The sequence below is a fragment of the Psychrobacter maritimus genome (assembly GCF_904846345.1).
Classification (GTDB): Bacteria; Pseudomonadota; Gammaproteobacteria; order Pseudomonadales; family Moraxellaceae; genus Psychrobacter; species Psychrobacter maritimus.
In genome coordinates, this window is record NZ_CAJHAJ010000004.1 from 300,535 (window position 1) to 317,427 (window position 16,893).

General features: G+C 42.6%; 12 protein-coding genes and 1 other RNA gene. 12 read left to right on the plus strand and 1 reads right to left on the minus strand.

Translation table 11 applies throughout. The features are described 5' to 3' along the window. Positions 1-736 precede the first annotated feature (736 nt). The 3 genes from glnA (at position 737) to JMX50_RS07805 (ending at position 4,067) form a co-directional block, all read left to right on the plus strand. Positions 737-2,146 carry a type I glutamate--ammonia ligase gene (glnA, locus tag JMX50_RS07795; RefSeq protein ID WP_201629099.1) on the plus strand — a complete coding sequence of 470 codons (1,410 nt, stop codon included), beginning with the start codon at positions 737-739 and terminating at the stop codon, positions 2,144-2,146. Between the two features lie 315 nt (positions 2,147-2,461). Next, positions 2,462-3,085, plus strand: a complete 624-nt coding sequence (locus JMX50_RS07800; RefSeq protein ID WP_227670975.1) for a LysE family translocator — start codon at positions 2,462-2,464, stop codon at positions 3,083-3,085. Positions 3,086-3,239: 154 nt separating this feature from the next. Then, the gene (locus JMX50_RS07805; protein WP_201629101.1) at positions 3,240-4,067 is read left to right on the plus strand and encodes a DUF4124 domain-containing protein; all 828 of its coding nucleotides are present in this window, start codon (positions 3,240-3,242) and stop codon (positions 4,065-4,067) included. A gap of 173 nt (positions 4,068-4,240) precedes the next feature. On the opposite strand, the gene JMX50_RS07810 is transcribed toward JMX50_RS07805, so the two are convergent. Then, positions 4,241-4,957, minus strand: coding sequence for an SIMPL domain-containing protein (locus tag JMX50_RS07810; protein ID WP_201629102.1), 717 nt, complete (start codon positions 4,955-4,957; stop codon positions 4,241-4,243). Between the two features lie 267 nt (positions 4,958-5,224). On the opposite strand from JMX50_RS07810, the gene ffs reads away from it, so the two are divergent. The 9 genes from ffs (at position 5,225) to JMX50_RS07855 (ending at position 16,878) form a co-directional block, all read left to right on the plus strand. Then, positions 5,225-5,321, plus strand: an RNA gene (ffs, locus tag JMX50_RS07815) — signal recognition particle sRNA small type. Between the two features lie 207 nt (positions 5,322-5,528). Further along, positions 5,529-6,125 (plus strand): LemA family protein, encoded by a 597-nt coding sequence (locus JMX50_RS07820; protein ID WP_201629103.1) that lies wholly within the window; start codon positions 5,529-5,531, stop codon positions 6,123-6,125. A gap of 50 nt (positions 6,126-6,175) precedes the next feature. Next, positions 6,176-9,343, plus strand: a complete 3,168-nt coding sequence (locus JMX50_RS07825; protein ID WP_201629104.1) for a M48 family metalloprotease — start codon at positions 6,176-6,178, stop codon at positions 9,341-9,343. Positions 9,344-9,474: 131 nt separating this feature from the next. Next, the gene (locus tag JMX50_RS07830) at positions 9,475-10,368 is read left to right on the plus strand and encodes a hypothetical protein (protein ID WP_201629105.1); all 894 of its coding nucleotides are present in this window, start codon (positions 9,475-9,477) and stop codon (positions 10,366-10,368) included. Between the two features lie 167 nt (positions 10,369-10,535). After that, on the plus strand, positions 10,536-11,645 hold the full coding sequence (serC, locus tag JMX50_RS07835; protein ID WP_201629106.1) for a 3-phosphoserine/phosphohydroxythreonine transaminase: 1,110 nt from the start codon (positions 10,536-10,538) through the stop codon (positions 11,643-11,645). 288 nt (positions 11,646-11,933) lie between these two features. Then, the gene (locus tag JMX50_RS07840) at positions 11,934-13,766 is read left to right on the plus strand and encodes an extracellular solute-binding protein (protein ID WP_201629107.1); all 1,833 of its coding nucleotides are present in this window, start codon (positions 11,934-11,936) and stop codon (positions 13,764-13,766) included. A gap of 140 nt (positions 13,767-13,906) precedes the next feature. Further along, a complete protein-coding gene (gene gloB, locus JMX50_RS07845) occupies positions 13,907-14,686 on the plus strand; it encodes a hydroxyacylglutathione hydrolase (RefSeq protein WP_201629108.1) in 780 nt (259 codons plus the stop codon). A gap of 42 nt (positions 14,687-14,728) precedes the next feature. Further along, the gene (yejB, locus tag JMX50_RS07850) at positions 14,729-15,796 is read left to right on the plus strand and encodes a microcin C ABC transporter permease YejB (protein ID WP_201629109.1); all 1,068 of its coding nucleotides are present in this window, start codon (positions 14,729-14,731) and stop codon (positions 15,794-15,796) included. Beyond that, positions 15,796-16,878, plus strand: a complete 1,083-nt coding sequence (locus JMX50_RS07855; RefSeq protein ID WP_227670968.1) for an ABC transporter permease — start codon at positions 15,796-15,798, stop codon at positions 16,876-16,878. Before yejB ends, JMX50_RS07855 begins: the two co-directional genes overlap by 1 nt. Positions 16,879-16,893: the final 15 nt, after the last annotated feature.

The window sequence follows — 16,893 nt, forward strand, 5'->3', positions numbered from 1 at the left end:
TTAGAATCTTTAACTTAGTATTTCTAACTTTAGAATCTTAGACGTATTGCTATGCAGGTACTTTACGGTTTTATGCTTGGTCATGATAGTGTTTATGCTCATTTATAAAGCGCAGCCATTTTTATAATGCGAAAGGCTTGTTAAGCTTGCCATATTAAACGTCGTTATCTTAACACTATTTTGCCATCTATCAAATGTAGCCCAGCCGCCCTCTAATAGATCACGGATGCACTATAAAAGTGCGACAATATTAATAAAGTGCTGTTTATGCGCTTCTATAGTGCGTTTATCGTTATGTTATACTTTCATGGTTAAGGATTACAAACCACAGTTGCCATGCAAATCATTTTTTAGTATTCCAATATTTCTTACATAACTATCTGTATTTACTATTAATAATTATGATTTACGGCCTTGTATTATATTAAAATTTTTATAGTGGTACTCAGAATTGGCATAGCAGTTGCAGCCCTAATCAGTATTAGTAACTAACGTTACGAAACAATGCGCTACGAAGTAATGCAGAGTTATTTATTAATATGCATTTGAACAGTTCAGCATTATGGGTCAGATGTTGCTAAAATAGCTGCTGCTTGTAGTCGGTTAAGAAAATTACCGTTAAGAGTAAAGAGACATACTGAGTAAATAACGCTGATAACACCGATTTTCTAGAATCTAATATTTTTAATCCTAAGTTTTAATTTCAGTACCATGATAACCATAAGGGAAACTATCCATGTCGAACAAACTACTTGATCTTATCAAATCATCCAATGCCAAATGGGTCGATTTTCGTTTCACCGATACGCGCGGCAAAGAGCATCACATGAGCTTCCCAGCGCACAGCGTTGACGAAGAAGTGATGGAAGATGGCAAAATGTTTGATGGCTCATCGATTGCTGGTTGGAAGGGTATTGAAGCCTCAGATATGATTTTACGTCCTGATCCAGAGACCGCCTTTATCGACCCGTTCTTTGATGCGGTTACGGTGGTTGTGACTTGTGATATCATCGAGCCATCAACGCTACAAGGCTATGACCGTGACCCACGCTCTATCGCCCGCCGCGCTGAAGAATACTTAAAGTCTACCGGTATTGGTGATACGGCTTTTTTTGGTCCTGAGCCTGAGTTCTTTGTATTTGACGAAGTAAAATGGTCGATTAACATGTCTGGCGTCAGCCATGAAATCGTTGCTGAAGAAGCGGCTTGGTCAACCAATAAAGACTATGAGTGGGGCAATATGGGGCATCGCCCGCGCGTCAAAGGTGGCTATGTACCAGTACCACCCGTTGATAGCTCACAAGATATACGTGCAGTGATGTGCGAACGTATCGAAGATATGATTGGTGAAGGTTGTATCGAAGTCCATCATCATGAAGTTGCCCCTTGTCAGTTAGAGATTGGCGTTGCTTTCAATACGCTCGTTCGTAAAGCGGATGAAGTACAAAAGCTAAAATATGCCGTCCATAACGTTGCCCATCAGTTTGGCAAAACCGCAACCTTTATGCCAAAACCAGTGGTCGGTGATAATGGTTCAGGCATGCACGTGCATATTTCTATCTCAAAAGACGGTGTCAATACCTTCTCAGGTGATGAATATGCGGGCTTGTCAGAAACCGCGCTATACTTTATTGGCGGTGTTATCAAGCATGCGCGTGCCTTGAATGCGATTACCAACCCATCGACCAACAGCTATAAGCGCCTTGTGCCTCATTATGAAGCGCCTATCAAGCTTGCGTACTCAGCGTCTAACCGTTCAGCGTCTATCCGTATTCCACACGTTAGTAGCCCAAAAGCGGTGCGTGTTGAAGCACGTTTCCCTGACCCAGCAGCCAACCCATACCTAGCGTTTGCGGCGTTGCTCATGGCAGGTCTTGATGGTATTCAAAACAAGATGCATCCAGGCGAAGCCGCTGATAAAAACTTATATGACTTACCACCAGAAGAAGAAGCACTCATTCCAACGGTTGCTGAAAACTTAGAAGTGGCACTACAAGCGTTGAAAGAAGATCACGAGTTCTTATTAAAAGGTGATGTATTCACTAAAGAGATGCTAGAAGCCTATATTGCGCTTAAACAAGAAGAAGTACAGCGCGTCAACATTACTGTTCATCCAGTTGAGTTTGACTTGTACTATAGCTGCTAAATAGTTATTTAAGCTTTTAAGCGAAAAAAACCAGCTAACGACGGGTTAGCTGGTTTTTTTAATGTCTATGAAATATGGATCGAATCATGTAGATTATGCTTCAATTTTATATACATCATGACAACTATAGTCAGTTCAAAATAAAAGCGATACGTTATAGCTATGTGCGACTGGTATAAGTTTTCCTTGCTTGCCGTTATCACAGAGGCTACGAAAAATTTATCCCAGTCGCACTGTATCGACTTTAAAGTAATTCTACTATATATACATCATGACTACGATTAACGAGATGAAAAATAAGGTGAAGAATCTGTGATGAATTATTCTTTATTAACAACCTATTTATTGGCTATTTTATTGTTTTTAGCAACGCCAGGACCGGTGACTATATTGGTGATTAGCGCCAGCGTCAAAAGTGGTTTTCGCGCAGGACTGGCCACGATTGCTGGAACCAATATTGCGTCACTTATTTTGATAGTGCTGTCTTTTGTGATTATACAAGGGGTGTTTGCCGTCAGTGAAACCGCAATGTTATGGCTTACATTCTTTGGGACGCTATACCTCTTTTACTTTTCTATCAATATTATTAGAGATAAGATAGACCTTCAAAAAACGCTACAAGACAGCAGCACACGTGTGAGCAAGAATCATTTTAAAGATGGCTTTTTAATCGGTATCTCTAACCCGAAAGATATTTTATTTTTTATCGCTTTTTTCCCTATGTTTTTAGCCATTACCTCTGATCTTTATGTATCTATGATGGCGCTTACGCTAATATGGATAATTTTAGACTATAGTATTTTATCGATTTATGCTTTTACCTTCTCGAAAGTCAGTAGTAACCGAACGGCAAATATCATTAGTAAATTATCTGGTATTATCTTATTAATGATTACGATGTATGTTTTTTATGAAACCAGCAGAAGGTTGTTCTTATAAAACAATATATAGGGTAGAGTAGACATAACATCGATATTTTTACTAAAGTTTAGCGAATAATATACCCTTACGTACGCTACTATATGACATATAAAGATACCATGTGATTATAGGTATAACACTTATCAAGACTCAATCATTAGGCCAATTAACTATGTACTCAGTATTTGGATATAAAAAAATTAACTATAGCTTATTGGCTTCTGTATTGATTAGCACCGCCAGTCTTTACGCGCCGATGGCAAATGCCGCTGCTATTTATAAAGTCGTCGATGAAAAAACGGGTCAAGTCACCTTTACCGATCGTCCGCAGAATTATGAACAGCAAGCAGGCAAGCAAATTAGCCAAACCAGCGTCATGACTAGCAGCGGCAGTGTGGGTGTGGGTGCAAATAGTTCTAGTCAAACAAGTAATGCCAACAATCAGCCTGTCAATACCGCCCAAGCGCCTGCTGCCGCTAATACCACTGGCACCACTGCCAACAGTGACTCAACCGCTAATAAAGCGCCCATTAACTATCAGCTGACCATGACAGAGCCTAGCGAAGAACGGGCGTATCGTCGTCCGGTACAAAGCATCGATGTAAAGGTGCAAGTAAAACCTGCCCTACAAGCAGGTGATAGTGTCAGTATTATGCTTGATGGAAACGAAGTGGCGCAGGGTTTAAGCGCCTCGATTGCAACTGTTGATGTTTTGCCGGGTGCGCATAACATCAAAGCCGTGATAAAAAATAAAAAAGGTCAGGTAGCAAAACAGGTCGAGCGTACCGTTTATGTCATCCAAAATACGCAAACCTTGCAAAAAAATAAAAAATTAGCAGAGCAGCTTTTGGCGTATCAGCGTCTACCTTGGTATCAAAAAGTGTTACTAAAAATGCGTCAAGATGGCAAACAGCCTAATATGTTGTCATTTACTAAGCCAATAGTTGATAAACCCATAGTTGATACACCCATGACGCTTGAAGAACCGGTAAAAAAATAACTCTGAGTCACTGTGTTAAAGGCTAGTAGTGAAAGGTTAACAGTGAAAAGATAGCGGCAATCCATTAACAATAATTGCTGGACATAAAATAAGGGCAATCACTGAAAGCAGTGATTGCCCTTATTGGTAGAAGTTAGTAATAATATCTATTGCTTAACTCATTACCTCTGCGTTTATTTCGTTAACTCAATCGTGCCATTCGCAGTCACTGAAATGGTACTGTTGCCCGATTCAAAGCTTTGGCTTGGTACTGAGGCATCCGCCGCTTCAGCTTTCATATTCATCGCGCTATACATAGGGCGAGGGTAGTTGCTGCCGGTATTTAAATTGACAGTGACGACACGATAACCGCGCGCATCCCATGCACGAGTCAGGTTTTTAGCCTGCTGCTGAAAGGCGCGTGAAGCCTCGGTCATAAGCTTTTGCTCTAGCGCATCTTTTTTAGAGTCTGAAACCCCAAAGTTTAGATTTTCCATGACTAAGGTTTGCTGTAAGTCTGCAATCAGCTGACTGGTCGCGGCAAAGTCAGTGCTCTTTAAGTCGATGCTGGCTTGTCCTGTCCAACCAATGATTTTGTCATTTTTATCATAGCGCGGATAAGTGCGCTGCTGACCGGTACTGACCGTCACACTAGGGTAGCGTTTAGCGATTTTCATGGCGTTATTGATAGAAGTATTAAGCGTTGTCGCTAGCGTCTTAGCATCTGTTGCCTGTGCTTTTTTATACATACTGGCGCGAACTTCATCGTTCTGGACTTCTTCTTTGACTTCTGTCTGAAAAGTCAGCTGATCATAGCCTGTGGGTTCTGCATGGGCGCTACCCATCATCGCGGTCAGTAGGGCGGCTGTACCCGTAGCAAGTGCGGCTTTGTTCATCCAAGTGTTTTTCATAATTATCTCCTAATGAGTGCTAGTAATGGTAATCTCAATTATCTGAGTCACATTGATTTACGTTGTTATAATGCGCATTGTTATATCCGCTGTTGTTTGTATTCATTTTTTATTCAACAGACCTTAGGTAAAATAGCAAAAAATACACGGGTTGCTGTGAGAATTTTGTCACTTAAGTTACAGGCTCATTGAGCCTCTAAAGCAAACAGTTTGACGATAGGGGTTGTAATAATAAAAAATTCTTGTATAATCTGCAACTGGTGGCTCCATTGGTAGCCTCGCAACATTGTTCTATGAATCCCGCCAGGACCGGAAGGTAGCAACGGTAATAGTTATAATGTGTGCCGAGGATGTGCTGATGGGGTCGCTTTTTTTTGCCTAAAATTTAGTGATACTCCTGCTATATCGTTTTAAAGAGTCAAACCTAATAATAAGTCCTTCATTGTAAAGGGCTTTTTTTTCGCCTGCATTTCGTCTGATTTTGGACTTTGAGCAATATATATGGGGTAAAATACATTGTAGTAACCTTTATTAACAATAGTATAAATTCAAAACTTTTTGGAGTCTGATAATGAAAATGTTTGTTTGGCTATTCATTGCAGTGGTCATATTGATTGTGGTTTTTGGGGTGTCAGTATTTAATAAGCTGGTACGTGCCCGCAACCAAGCAAAAAATGGCTTTGCACAAATCGATGTACAGCTAAAGCGCCGTCATGATTTGATTCCAAATTTGGTCGAAACCGCCAAACGTTATCTGACCCATGAAGAAGAGACGCTGACCCGCGTGATTAGCGCGCGTAATCATGCTCAGAGTCTGCAAGATTCTACTAAGCATCAGCCAGACTCCCTTGAACACATGGCGTTGTTTGCCAAAGCAGAGGGTATGTTGTCGAAAGCCTTGGGGCAATTCTCAGCGGTCGTAGAAGCCTATCCTGAATTAAAAGCGGATAGCATGATTAAAGAGCTGATGGATGAGCTGACCAATACCGAAAACCGGATTGGCTTTGCCCGTCAGCATTATAATGACAGCGTGATGTTTTATAACAATGACCGTGAAATGTTCCCAAACAATCTTGTCAGTAGCACCTTTGGCTTTCGTCCACTTAGCCCGTTGGTGTTTGAAGACAGAAAGGCAATTGCTCAAGCACCTGTTGTCGATATGGGCTGATATTTACATAATGTCAAATGCACTTAGTTATGGTTAGGTAAGAGTAATAGATGGATTTTTTTGGTGCACAGCGTACCCGTACTCAGCGCAGCTTGTTGCTTTATGGGCTATTTTTTCTGATTGTCTTTGCCCATATTGCGGTGGCACTTGGTGTTATGGCGCTGCTGCTCACGCTATTTACCGGTGGCATTTATCATTGGGTATTAATACTGGTGGTCGTATGGACAATCGGTAGCTTTGTTGCGGGCAGTTTTTTAGAGTATAGACGCTTAAAAGCAGGTGGTCGTGCGATTGCTCAGCGCGTGGGCGCGGTGCGATTGTTTATCGACCACAGCCAAGACGCTTGGGAACATAGCCAAGGGGTTGCTCATCAGCATGAGCCTGCAGCAAAGGTTCGCTTTAGTGCCCGCCATATTGCGGTGCGTGATGAGCGTGATTTCCCGCCTGTCTATCGGCGTTATTATGAGATTGCCCAGCAGCTAGCCATTGCTTCGGGTTTGCGTATGCCGATTCTCTATGTGCTGCCTGATGAGCAAGGTATCAATGGCTTTGTGGCGGGTCGCCATAGCCAAGATATGGTGCTCGTCGTCACCCAGGGCGCACTTGATAAGCTATCTGATGAGGCGCTATACGGGCTGATAGGGCATGAGTATGGTCATATCTTACATGGCGATGCGACGTTTAATTTACAGCTAATGGTGGTGTTAGCAGGCTTGCAATTACTCTATGACTGGAGTGATTCTATTAGTAATTTTGGTTCTGGTTATAAAGTCAGTCATAAAAACAGTCAGCAAAACTATTTTGATGGCTCTTTTATTAATAGTGCGGTCAATCAAAGCAACCCTTTACCGCAAAGAGCGATTGATAGCCATGCACGTAGCACTGAAGCGCAGACAGCAAACTTTACCACTCATAGTGAATGGGTCGCCTACTGGCAAAGCCAATCACAAAGCCAATCACAAAGCCAAGGGTCTTCAGCTAAGAGTCAGTCACGATGGCTACAACATAATAATAAGTTTGATAGTCAAGCACCGCGCAATATTTGGACATTATTAATACATGGATTGAGTTTTTCTAGTATGGCCAGTGCGCAACTGATTAAGCATAGTTTTAACCGTGAGCGCGAGTTGCTTGCCGATGCGACCAGTGTGCAGCTGACACGTTCGCCGGCGATTATGGAAACCTTAAAGGCCATTCATCAAGATGCGCTTGGTTCGCGCCTAACTGGTATCTCCGATATCAATGGATTAAGTCATTTCTTTTTTGCCAGTAGTGGTGCCGATTTGGGTGACGTATCGTGGTTTGCCACCCATCCAAGCTTGGCTGAGCGTATGAGTGCTATTAACGAGAATGCTTATCATGATTTCGCGGTGCAGGTTGCTAAAGAAAAACGTCTCAATCAGCAAAAAATTAAAGAGATATATGAGCAGCGCCGCTTAGGTGATTGGGGCGTGATAGTAGCAAATAGCCTAAGCAATAATAAGCAAGAGAAAAATGCACATCAATCGCGAGTATCTGCAGTTCAATCAGCGTCAGATATTTATAAAAGCGCGACCGATAAAAACCGATATTCGGCTGATAAAAGACTTAATAGTAACTTCAATGATGTTATTGAAAAAGATGCTATCGAAAAAGAAATCGCTGCCTTTTCTACTAGTGAGATAAATAATGAATTGCAGGACGATAACGGGCTTGAATTTGTTATAGAGCAAGATGTTGTTATTGATGGGCGTTTGCAGGTGCAAGCAGAAGATGTCGGTACTCAGCAGTTGCTTAAGCCGTGGCAAGCCAAACCTGATAGTGATTTGCCCTCTGATACATTAGTTGGTATCGAAGATATACAAAAGGTATCGCTACCGCAGTATGTGCTCAATCACAGTTATCACCCGCTAGGGGCGCAAGCTTTGATTGAGTCTGTGCTACTTTGTCATCAGGGTTATGTGCTGTCAACAACAGCGACTTATGATTTAACTGATATCTGGCTTGGGCTTGCTAACGATGGAACCTCTGCTGCTGAAACTGATACAAGCGGCAACACACAAATTTTACCGCATACACTCGATCATAAATTATTAGCGGCAGTGGCAAATCTTGACAGACGATTAGACAGCGCTTTGATTGTGTTAGCGCTAAAGCAACTACGCCAACATAATCTATCAGAAAACGCTATCGATGAATTGCGCTTAAAATATGAAGCCAGTCATAGCAATCAAGATCATCAACATTATATGCAGCAAAAAAAGTTTCGGACGATGCTATTGCGTTATCAGCAAGGTATCATTCAGCTGTTTGAAAACTCCCTAACGGCTGATTTAAGCCAAAAATTTGCTGATACTATAGATAATGATGATTCTATTGATAAATCTACATCCGTATTAAATCCTTTAGAGAATACGCGCTCTCGGTTGTCTCGGTCGCCAGCGATTTTAGCGTTATGGCAGGCGCTACAGCTGCAGCAATTGTTACCCGTATTGTCTGCCGTATTAAACGATACACAGGTTCAGTCGCATCTTCACCCTCAATATCCATACTATCAATGGCAGCAAGTATTGCACGCTGGCACGGATGATATTTATGCTCAGCTTGACCCGTCAGGACAGGTGTTTGATGGTCTCGATATTGCCGTGAAAACAATGCTTACTTTATTGGCTTATCGCTTATCAAAGGATGCTAAAGGGCAGATAGTATCTGCACTAGATAGCTCAGTACCTATCTCAGTACCTATCTCAACACCTAATTCAGTGCTCAGCTATAATAGTGCTAGCGTTGCTTATTATCTTGTAGATTTACGCCGTCATGCACGTTTGATTGATATTGATTTAGCAGCCGTTAGTGAGGCAAATTTGCAATGGTTGTTATTGACTGCGCAAAGTTTAAATAGTGTCCAATTATTAGCATTAATAGAAGCGGTGCCTATTTTTATAGCGTCTGCCAGTCAATCATCTAGTCCTAAAGCCAAAGGTGATGATAATTATCGACAGAGGCAACAGGGCGGCGCTCAAATAGATTATAATGCTCATATACAGGACGGCAATGCAGATAGGGCAGATAAGGCGGGCAATGATAGTACGCGCCATTTTTATACTTATCATACGTACCGGCAATGGCTGAGTACGTTGCATACAGTGATGTTACACGATACGATAGTCAGTCAAGATGAGTATGATTGCTTGACCGAGCTTGCCAATCATTGGCTAGGCGTTCGGCAGCTTTTTTGAGCAATGTCATTGATGGTATTTAAGTATTTTGTTGCGGGCAAGAGGCGCTATGTTTCCGGGTCTTCTTTAATATTGTTTTTGACATTAAAAGCCTGTAAATCCATTTTAGATAAGTAGGATAGTAAATAAGCATGAGTGATATTCAAGACCCGCTAATTGTATTGCAGCATCGTATGCAGCAGCGCCAGATTTTAGCGATGATGGGTATCAATCAGTGGGTGCAGCCAAGCTCTGAAACCATGAATATCGCGGATATTTCTGCGCCTGCCTTGCCTGAGCAGACTACCGCTAACTCAACTTTATCTAATGCCGGCACTCTATCTAATGCTACAGCTTCTTCTGCGACGAGCACTGAACAGCCAAGCATTGAATCTTCTAATATTGAATCCCTAAACATTAATGCCATATCAGATATGGTAGATGATGAGTCTATCAACCATTATTATGATGACGCTAATGAGACAGGTTTAAGCCAATCTGACCAACAAAGCCCCGTTACCTATAGTTTTGACTCGACTGCCCCTGATATCTCTAAGCCCGCCGTTACCTCACTTGTAAATACTGTAGTTCAGCAAGCTGCGATTGATAATGTAAATAATGCTCCAAGCTTTGAAGATAGCAGTTTCAAAGAGAATAACTTTAAAGACGATAGCTTTAAAAAGGTAGTACCATTTGATTTACAAGGTGGTCGCTATGGCGATTGGGTAATTTTGGTTGATATACAAGCCCTTAATAATGACAGTCAAAAGCTATGGCAAAATATCACGCAAGCACTATCAATCACCTGTGAGACGACCTCATTTCCTATTTGTGAAGGTATGGATACGGCTGAGCTTGCCAATGCCAGTCTTGCTGGATATGTTTTTAAGATCGGTCGTAGCGAAGAGATACAAGTGGCGGCATTAACGCCGTTGCCTGAAGAGCTTGAACATCCCAATCTTACCATTGTCCCCATATTGGATGAGATGCTTGCTGATAATCGCTTAAAACGTCGGTTTTGGGAGCAGTTGTCAAGTCAAGGTTAAGGACTGGCATATTGCTGCTATAGATGTTAAAAATAGTAATGAAAAAATAGCGATAAGATTTATATTAATGGGGTTTTAAAGCTACAGGTTTTAAAATTGGGTTTTTAAAACTTATATAATAACACTGATGTAACCACGATGATTTCATCATATTTAGGATAATGATTATGACGACTAAAGCTGCTCCTAACCGTGTACCTAACTTTTCAGCGGGTCCTGCCACCATACCAACTGCCGTACTATCACGTGCTCAAGAAGAATTACTTGATTGGCAAGGTCGCGGTATGTCGGTGATGGAAGTGAGTCACCGTAGTAAAGAGTATATCGCCATTACCGAAAAAGCCGAAGCCAAATTACGCTCGTTGATGGACATTCCAGATAACTATAAAGTGCTGTTTTTACAAGGCGGTGCGAGCTTACAGTTTTCAGCGATTCCATTAAACTTGTTAAATGGTGGACGCGCAGATTATCTAACGACGGGTACTTGGTCAGGTAAAGCGGTTAAAGAAGCACAGCGCTATGCCAAGCTTGGTCTCGGTGAGGTTAATGTGGTCGCAACGGGTAAAGACAGTAATTTCACTGATGTGCCTGCTCAAAGCGATTGGACGATTAGCGACGATGCGGCATATTTTCATTACTGCGCCAACGAAACCATTCATGGTTTACAGATATTTGAGCCGCCACAAGTGGATGCGCCCATTATCGTTGATATGTCTTCTTGCATTTTGTCACAGCCTATTGACGTGTCTAAATTTGGTATGATTTACGCTGGTGCGCAAAAGAACATTGGGCCGGCCGGCTTGGTTATTGTCATTGTTCGCGAGGATTTATTAGGGCAGGCGAGTGAATGGTGTCCTATGCTGCTGAACTATGAGCATCAAGCTGAAAAAGAATCTATGTCAAATACGCCAGCGACCTATTCTTGGTATTTAGCAGGCTTGGTTTTTGACTGGTTAGAAGAGCAGGGCGGCGTTGCGGCTATCGGCAAAATCAACCAGCAAAAAGCGGATTTACTCTATAAGACGATTGATGACAGCAGCTTTTATAGCAATCCAGTAGCCAAAAAATATCGCTCTATCATGAACGTACCGTTTACGCTAGCAGATGCTAGCCTTGATAAGGTATTCTTAGAAGAGTCAGAAGCGGCAGGCTTGATGAATTTAAAAGGTCATCGCGATGTGGGTGGTATGCGTGCCAGTATTTATAATGCCGTATCACTAGAATGGGTACAGCAAGTGGTCGACTTTATGATTGCGTTTGAGAAAAAACACGCTTAGACGCTTACTGCTAAGGTTTTAGTTACTGCTAAGCTTTAAAAAAGACGCAACTTTATGAGCTGCGTCTTTTTTTATGAGGAATCCATAGGATTTTTGGAGGCATAATACGTCAGGAAGCCTACTTAATCCTGTAAAGCATTAGGTTAAAAAACCTAAGTTTGTTATGATGAAATTTTGCGGTATTTATCGCTTTTCATGATTTTTATTGAATCTGTCATTAGCTTGCCGATATTAGGCAAATTCTCAATATAGTCATTGGTTGTATACAGGATTGGTAATAACTTTATTATGATAAAAAATGCCACGCTAAAAACCATCTTGTTAGTTGCAGTTGTAAGCTGGGTGCCCGCTAGTCTCGCTGTACCAATCACCACTACTGCGCTTGGTCATAATAGCCCTACTGAATATATTGATGCACCTTTTATGCCGTATGCCAATCCAAATGCACCTAAAGGTGGCACATTATCGCTTGATGCGCGTGGCACCTTTAATGCGGCCAACAAATGGATGACTACAGGTGTAGCGATGGTTGGCACCGATTATCTATATGATACCTTAATGACTGGCTCATTGAATGAAGCGTTTACCATGTATCCGCAATTGGCAAGTAAAGTCACGTATGACCCTGATGACACCAGTTGGATTATTTACCATGTTAATCCTGCTGCGCGCTTTTGGGACGGGTCGCCAGTGACCAGTAGTGACGTCAAAGCCACTTATGATGCGATACTGACTAAAGGCCCAATGTATATCCGCAGTTATTTAGGCGATATTAAAGACATTGAGATTATCGATAAGCAGCGGGTAAAGTTTGTTTTTAAGTCTGATGAAAATAAAGAGATTTTATTAACGGTCGGGCAATTCCCTATTTTTGCTAAGTCATCGATCGATACAGATTTTGAGAAAATCACGCTTACGCCATTGATGGGTAGTGGTCCTTATAAACTCGGCCGCGTCGATGCGGGGCGTGCGGTCAGCTATGTGCGTGATCCTAATTATTGGGGCCGTGATTTGATGGTCAATCGCGGTCGTTATAACTTTGATATGATTAAGTTTGTCTATTATCAAAGTGATGAGATTGCTTTTGAGGGTTTTAAATCTGGGCAATATCGCTTCCGCCCGGAAAACAAAGCCTCTAATTGGGCAACAGGTTATAATTTCCCAGCTGTCAAAGCTGGTCTGATTAATAAAGAAACCATCAGCAGCGAAAATCCAGTACCGATGCAGGGTCTGGTGATGAATATGCGCAGGCCAATTTTTCAAGATATTCGCGTCCGCCAAGCATTGACGGCGGCTTATGATTTTGAGTGGATGAACAAAACTTTATTCCATGGGCAATATGAGCGTCTGCAAAGCTTCTTTCATGGCTCAGAGCTTGCTGCTACTGGTACGCCATCTGCGGCTGAGATGCAGGTGCTCAGTCCATTGCTAGCCAAGCTTGAACCGATTCAGCGGCAAGCGGTATTAACGGAATGGCGATTGCCAACCAGTGATGGTAGCGGCTTTAATCGTAAAGCCTTATTAGAGGCGCGCCAGCTGTTGCTAGATGCTGGCTTTTATTATGATGATATGAAGTTATATCAGCCAAATGGCAAGCTTGCTCAGATTGAAATTTTGATGACAGGCGAGACCATGGGGCGCGTGCTGTTGCCTTATATCCGTAATTTAAAGCGTTTGGGGTTTGATGCGACCTTACGCCAAGTCGATGGGCCGCAATATTACGAGCGTATGCGCCGTTTTGACTATGATATGGTGGTCGACGTCTTTGCACAGAGCTTATCACCTGGTGCTGAGCAAGCGGCGTTTTGGGGTAGTGCAGCCGCTGATGAAGCGGGTAACGCCAATACCATCGGTATTAAAAATATAGTGATAGATGAGGTCACAACCGCACTTGCAAATGCTGAGAGCCGTGATGAGATTGTTTTATATACCAAGGTGCTCGATCGCTTGCTACGGGCAGGTCATTATTTAGTGCCTTTATACGGCAAGTCTGCCACCAATGTTGCCTACTGGAATCAATATCGTCATACTGAAAAACTGCCGACCAACGCCGTCGCTATCGATTATTGGTGGACAGATAAAGAAGCCGAAGCACGTGTTAATCAATATTTAAAGCAGTAGTTTAAAACAATGGCTCTAAAAGATAGTTTAAAACAATAATTTAAGTTAATAAATGCAATGACGCTGCATAACGTTTTATTTGGTTTAAAAATTTAATAAAAGACATTCGTAATAAAGATAATCACTGCTAAGGACTTCATATGAGTATTCGTATTCACCCGATTAAAGCATTTAATGACAATTATATCTGGACATTAATTAATGAGAATAATAAGCAGGCGATTGTCATTGATCCGGGTCAAGCTGAGCCAGTGATTGCTTATTTAGAGGAGCATGAGCTGGAGCTGACGTCTATCTGGACCACGCATCATCACCATGACCATATCGGCGGCGTCGTAGAGCTACAAGAGTCTTATCCGATGACCCATCTGGTCGCGCATACAGAACACAACGTTGATGAAGACCAGACCATTAAAGATGGCAGTACGGTCAGTGCTTGGGGCTGCGCTGCGCAAGTATGGGATGTCTCAGGTCATACAGCAAGCCACGTGGCGTATATTTTGGATATCGATGGGCAGAAGCATTGTTTCTGCGGTGATACCTTATTTAGTGCCGGTTGCGGACGCGTCTTTACCGGTACGATTGAGCAATTGCATGAGAGCTTTAAGCGCTTAAATGGCTTGCCAGCCGAGACATTGCTGTATCCAGCACATGAATATACTGCCAGCAACTTACGCTTTGGCTTATCTATTGAACCGGCTAATGAAGAGATGCAGCAAGCGCTTGCGCAAGCGGAAGAAAAAACCACTCAAGGTATCCCGACGTTGCCCGTTACTTTAGAACATGAGCGCGCAATCAATGTATTTTTGCGCACGCAAGAGCCGAGTGTGATAGCAGGGGTGAAGCCTAAAGTTACTATCGATGATGATAAGTCTTTAACTATATTTGCTGCGTTACGTGAGCTAAAAAATAACTTCTAAATGCTAAGTTGTCATATTTCTTTATTTTAGGAAGCCGCCATTATGGGTCGTTATATCTTAAAAAGGTTACTACTGATATTACCGACGCTATTTTTAATATTGCTGGCGAACTTTGTCATTGTCCAAGCGGCGCCGGGCGGTCCTGTTGAGCAGCAACTGGCACTTATTGAGCAAAGCGCAAAAGACAATGCGCTCGGCGGTAATCTTGGTGCGGGCAGTGCCGGTAATACTAGTACTTACCAAGGTACACGCGGTCTATCGGAGGAGATGGTAGCGGCAATCAATGCGCAATACGGCTTTGATAAATCAGCACCTGAGCGTTTTTGGCTAATGCTCAAGAATTACGCCAAGCTTAATTTTGGTGAGTCGTTTTTTAAAGGTCAGACTGTGACTGACCTCATTATAGAAAAGCTGCCCGTCTCCATCTCACTCGGGCTTTGGAGCACGTTGCTGATTTATATGATAGCCATTCCACTGGGTGTTTATAAAGCCATGCATCATGGTTCAGGGATTGATAAAGCCACGGCGATGCTGCTTGCTATCGGCCATGCGATTCCCGTTTTTGTATTTGCCGTCATACTATTGGTGTTTTTCGCTGGTGGCAGCTACTGGAACATCTTTCCGCTGCAAGGATTAACTTCTGAAAATTTCGATCAATTAAGCACGCTTGGTAAAGTGAAAGATTACTTTTGGCATCTGGCGCTACCGCTCCTAGCAAGTACCGTTGGCGGTTTTGCCGGCTTAACCTATTTGACCAAGTTTAGCTTTTTAGAAGAGCTTGGTAAGCAATACGTGCTCACTGCTCGAGCAAAAGGCTTGGGTGAACGTCAAGTTCTATATGGTCATGTGTTTCGTAATGCCATGCTGATTATTATTGCTGGTATTCCAGCGGCAATCGTTGGTATTTTCTTTGCTGGTAATTTTTTGATTGAGATTATCTTTAAACTTGATGGTTTGGGGCTGTTAGGTTTTGAAGCCATCCAACAGCGCGATTATCCAGTGATATTTGGTACGTTGTTTATTTTTACCTTGGTCGGACTGTTATTACAGTTAATCAGTGATTTGAGTTATCACTTAATTGATCCTCGTATTGATTTTGAGGGGCGCTAATGTCAAGTCATCCATTATCTTCAACGCCCTCAACTGTCTCTTCTATTCCTATAGAAAAAAAACGCCGCCTAAATCCTATCTGGCAGGCGCGTCTAAACCGTTTTCGTCATAATCGCCTTGGTGTCATATCGCTGTTTATTTTTGCGCTGATATTCGTCATTTGTATGGCAGCCAATGTCATTGCCAATGACAAACCGCTACTGGTGCAGTATCAAGGTGATTATTATTTCCCCGTCCTAAAAGCCTATCCTGAAACAACTTTTGGCGGAGTGTTTGAGACTGAAACCAACTATAAAGACCCTGCGGTGCAAACACTGATTGATGAGCAGGGCTTTTATATTATGCCGCCCATTCCATTTGCCGATCAGACGCCAAACGTTGAGTTAGGTATTCCATACCCAGCCGCGCCGAATAGCCAGAACTGGCTTGGTACTGATGACTTAGGTCGCGATGTGCTGGCACGGATACTTTATGGGTTGCGGGTATCGTTATTGTTTGGTCTGGCACTGACGCTCGCGGGCGCTTTGATTGGTATTATCGTCGGTGCGATACAAGGTTATTACGGTGGTTGGGTAGATTTGGCAGGGCAGCGCTTTATGGAAGTATGGGGCGGTATGCCGCAGCTGTTTATGATTATTATTTTGGTCAGCTTATTTAGCCCCAGTATCTTTATGCTGTTTGCCATGATGTTGTTATTCGGCTGGATGGGGTTAGTCGGTTTGGTACGGGCGGAGTTTTTACGTGCGCGTAACTTTGATTATGTCCGTGCTGCTCGTAACCTTGGGGTGTCAGACAGTCAAATCATGCTCAGGCATATCTTGCCTAATGCCTTAGCTTCAAGCTTGTCACAACTGCCGTTTATTTTAACGGCTAATATTATTGCTTTAACAGCTCTAGACTTTTTAGGGTATGGCTTGCCACCTGGTTCACCGTCGCTTGGTGAGCTGATGGTACAAGGGAAAAACAACCTTGATGCCCCATGGCTTGCGCTATCTGGATTCTTTAGCTTAACCTTTATCTTATCATTGCTAATCTTCGTTGGCGAAGCGCTACGTGATGCCTTTGATCCGAGGCGCTCGTGATATGACAACTGAGAA

Bases quoted from the DNA above. Each gene is read 5' to 3' on its own strand.
- glnA (WP_201629099.1), top strand. From the start codon at position 737: ATGTCGAACAAACTACTTGATCTTATCAAATCATCCAATGCCAAATGG.
- JMX50_RS07800 (WP_227670975.1), top strand. From the start codon at position 2,462: ATGAATTATTCTTTATTAACAACCTATTTATTGGCTATTTTATTGTTT.
- JMX50_RS07805 (WP_201629101.1), top strand. From the start codon at position 3,240: ATGTACTCAGTATTTGGATATAAAAAAATTAACTATAGCTTATTGGCT.
- JMX50_RS07810 (WP_201629102.1), bottom strand. From the start codon at position 4,957: ATGAAAAACACTTGGATGAACAAAGCCGCACTTGCTACGGGTACAGCC.
- JMX50_RS07820 (WP_201629103.1), top strand. From the start codon at position 5,529: ATGAAAATGTTTGTTTGGCTATTCATTGCAGTGGTCATATTGATTGTG.
- JMX50_RS07825 (WP_201629104.1), top strand. From the start codon at position 6,176: ATGGATTTTTTTGGTGCACAGCGTACCCGTACTCAGCGCAGCTTGTTG.
- JMX50_RS07830 (WP_201629105.1), top strand. From the start codon at position 9,475: ATGAGTGATATTCAAGACCCGCTAATTGTATTGCAGCATCGTATGCAG.
- serC (WP_201629106.1), top strand. From the start codon at position 10,536: ATGACGACTAAAGCTGCTCCTAACCGTGTACCTAACTTTTCAGCGGGT.
- JMX50_RS07840 (WP_201629107.1), top strand. From the start codon at position 11,934: ATGATAAAAAATGCCACGCTAAAAACCATCTTGTTAGTTGCAGTTGTA.
- gloB (WP_201629108.1), top strand. From the start codon at position 13,907: ATGAGTATTCGTATTCACCCGATTAAAGCATTTAATGACAATTATATC.
- yejB (WP_201629109.1), top strand. From the start codon at position 14,729: ATGGGTCGTTATATCTTAAAAAGGTTACTACTGATATTACCGACGCTA.
- JMX50_RS07855 (WP_227670968.1), top strand. From the start codon at position 15,796: ATGTCAAGTCATCCATTATCTTCAACGCCCTCAACTGTCTCTTCTATT.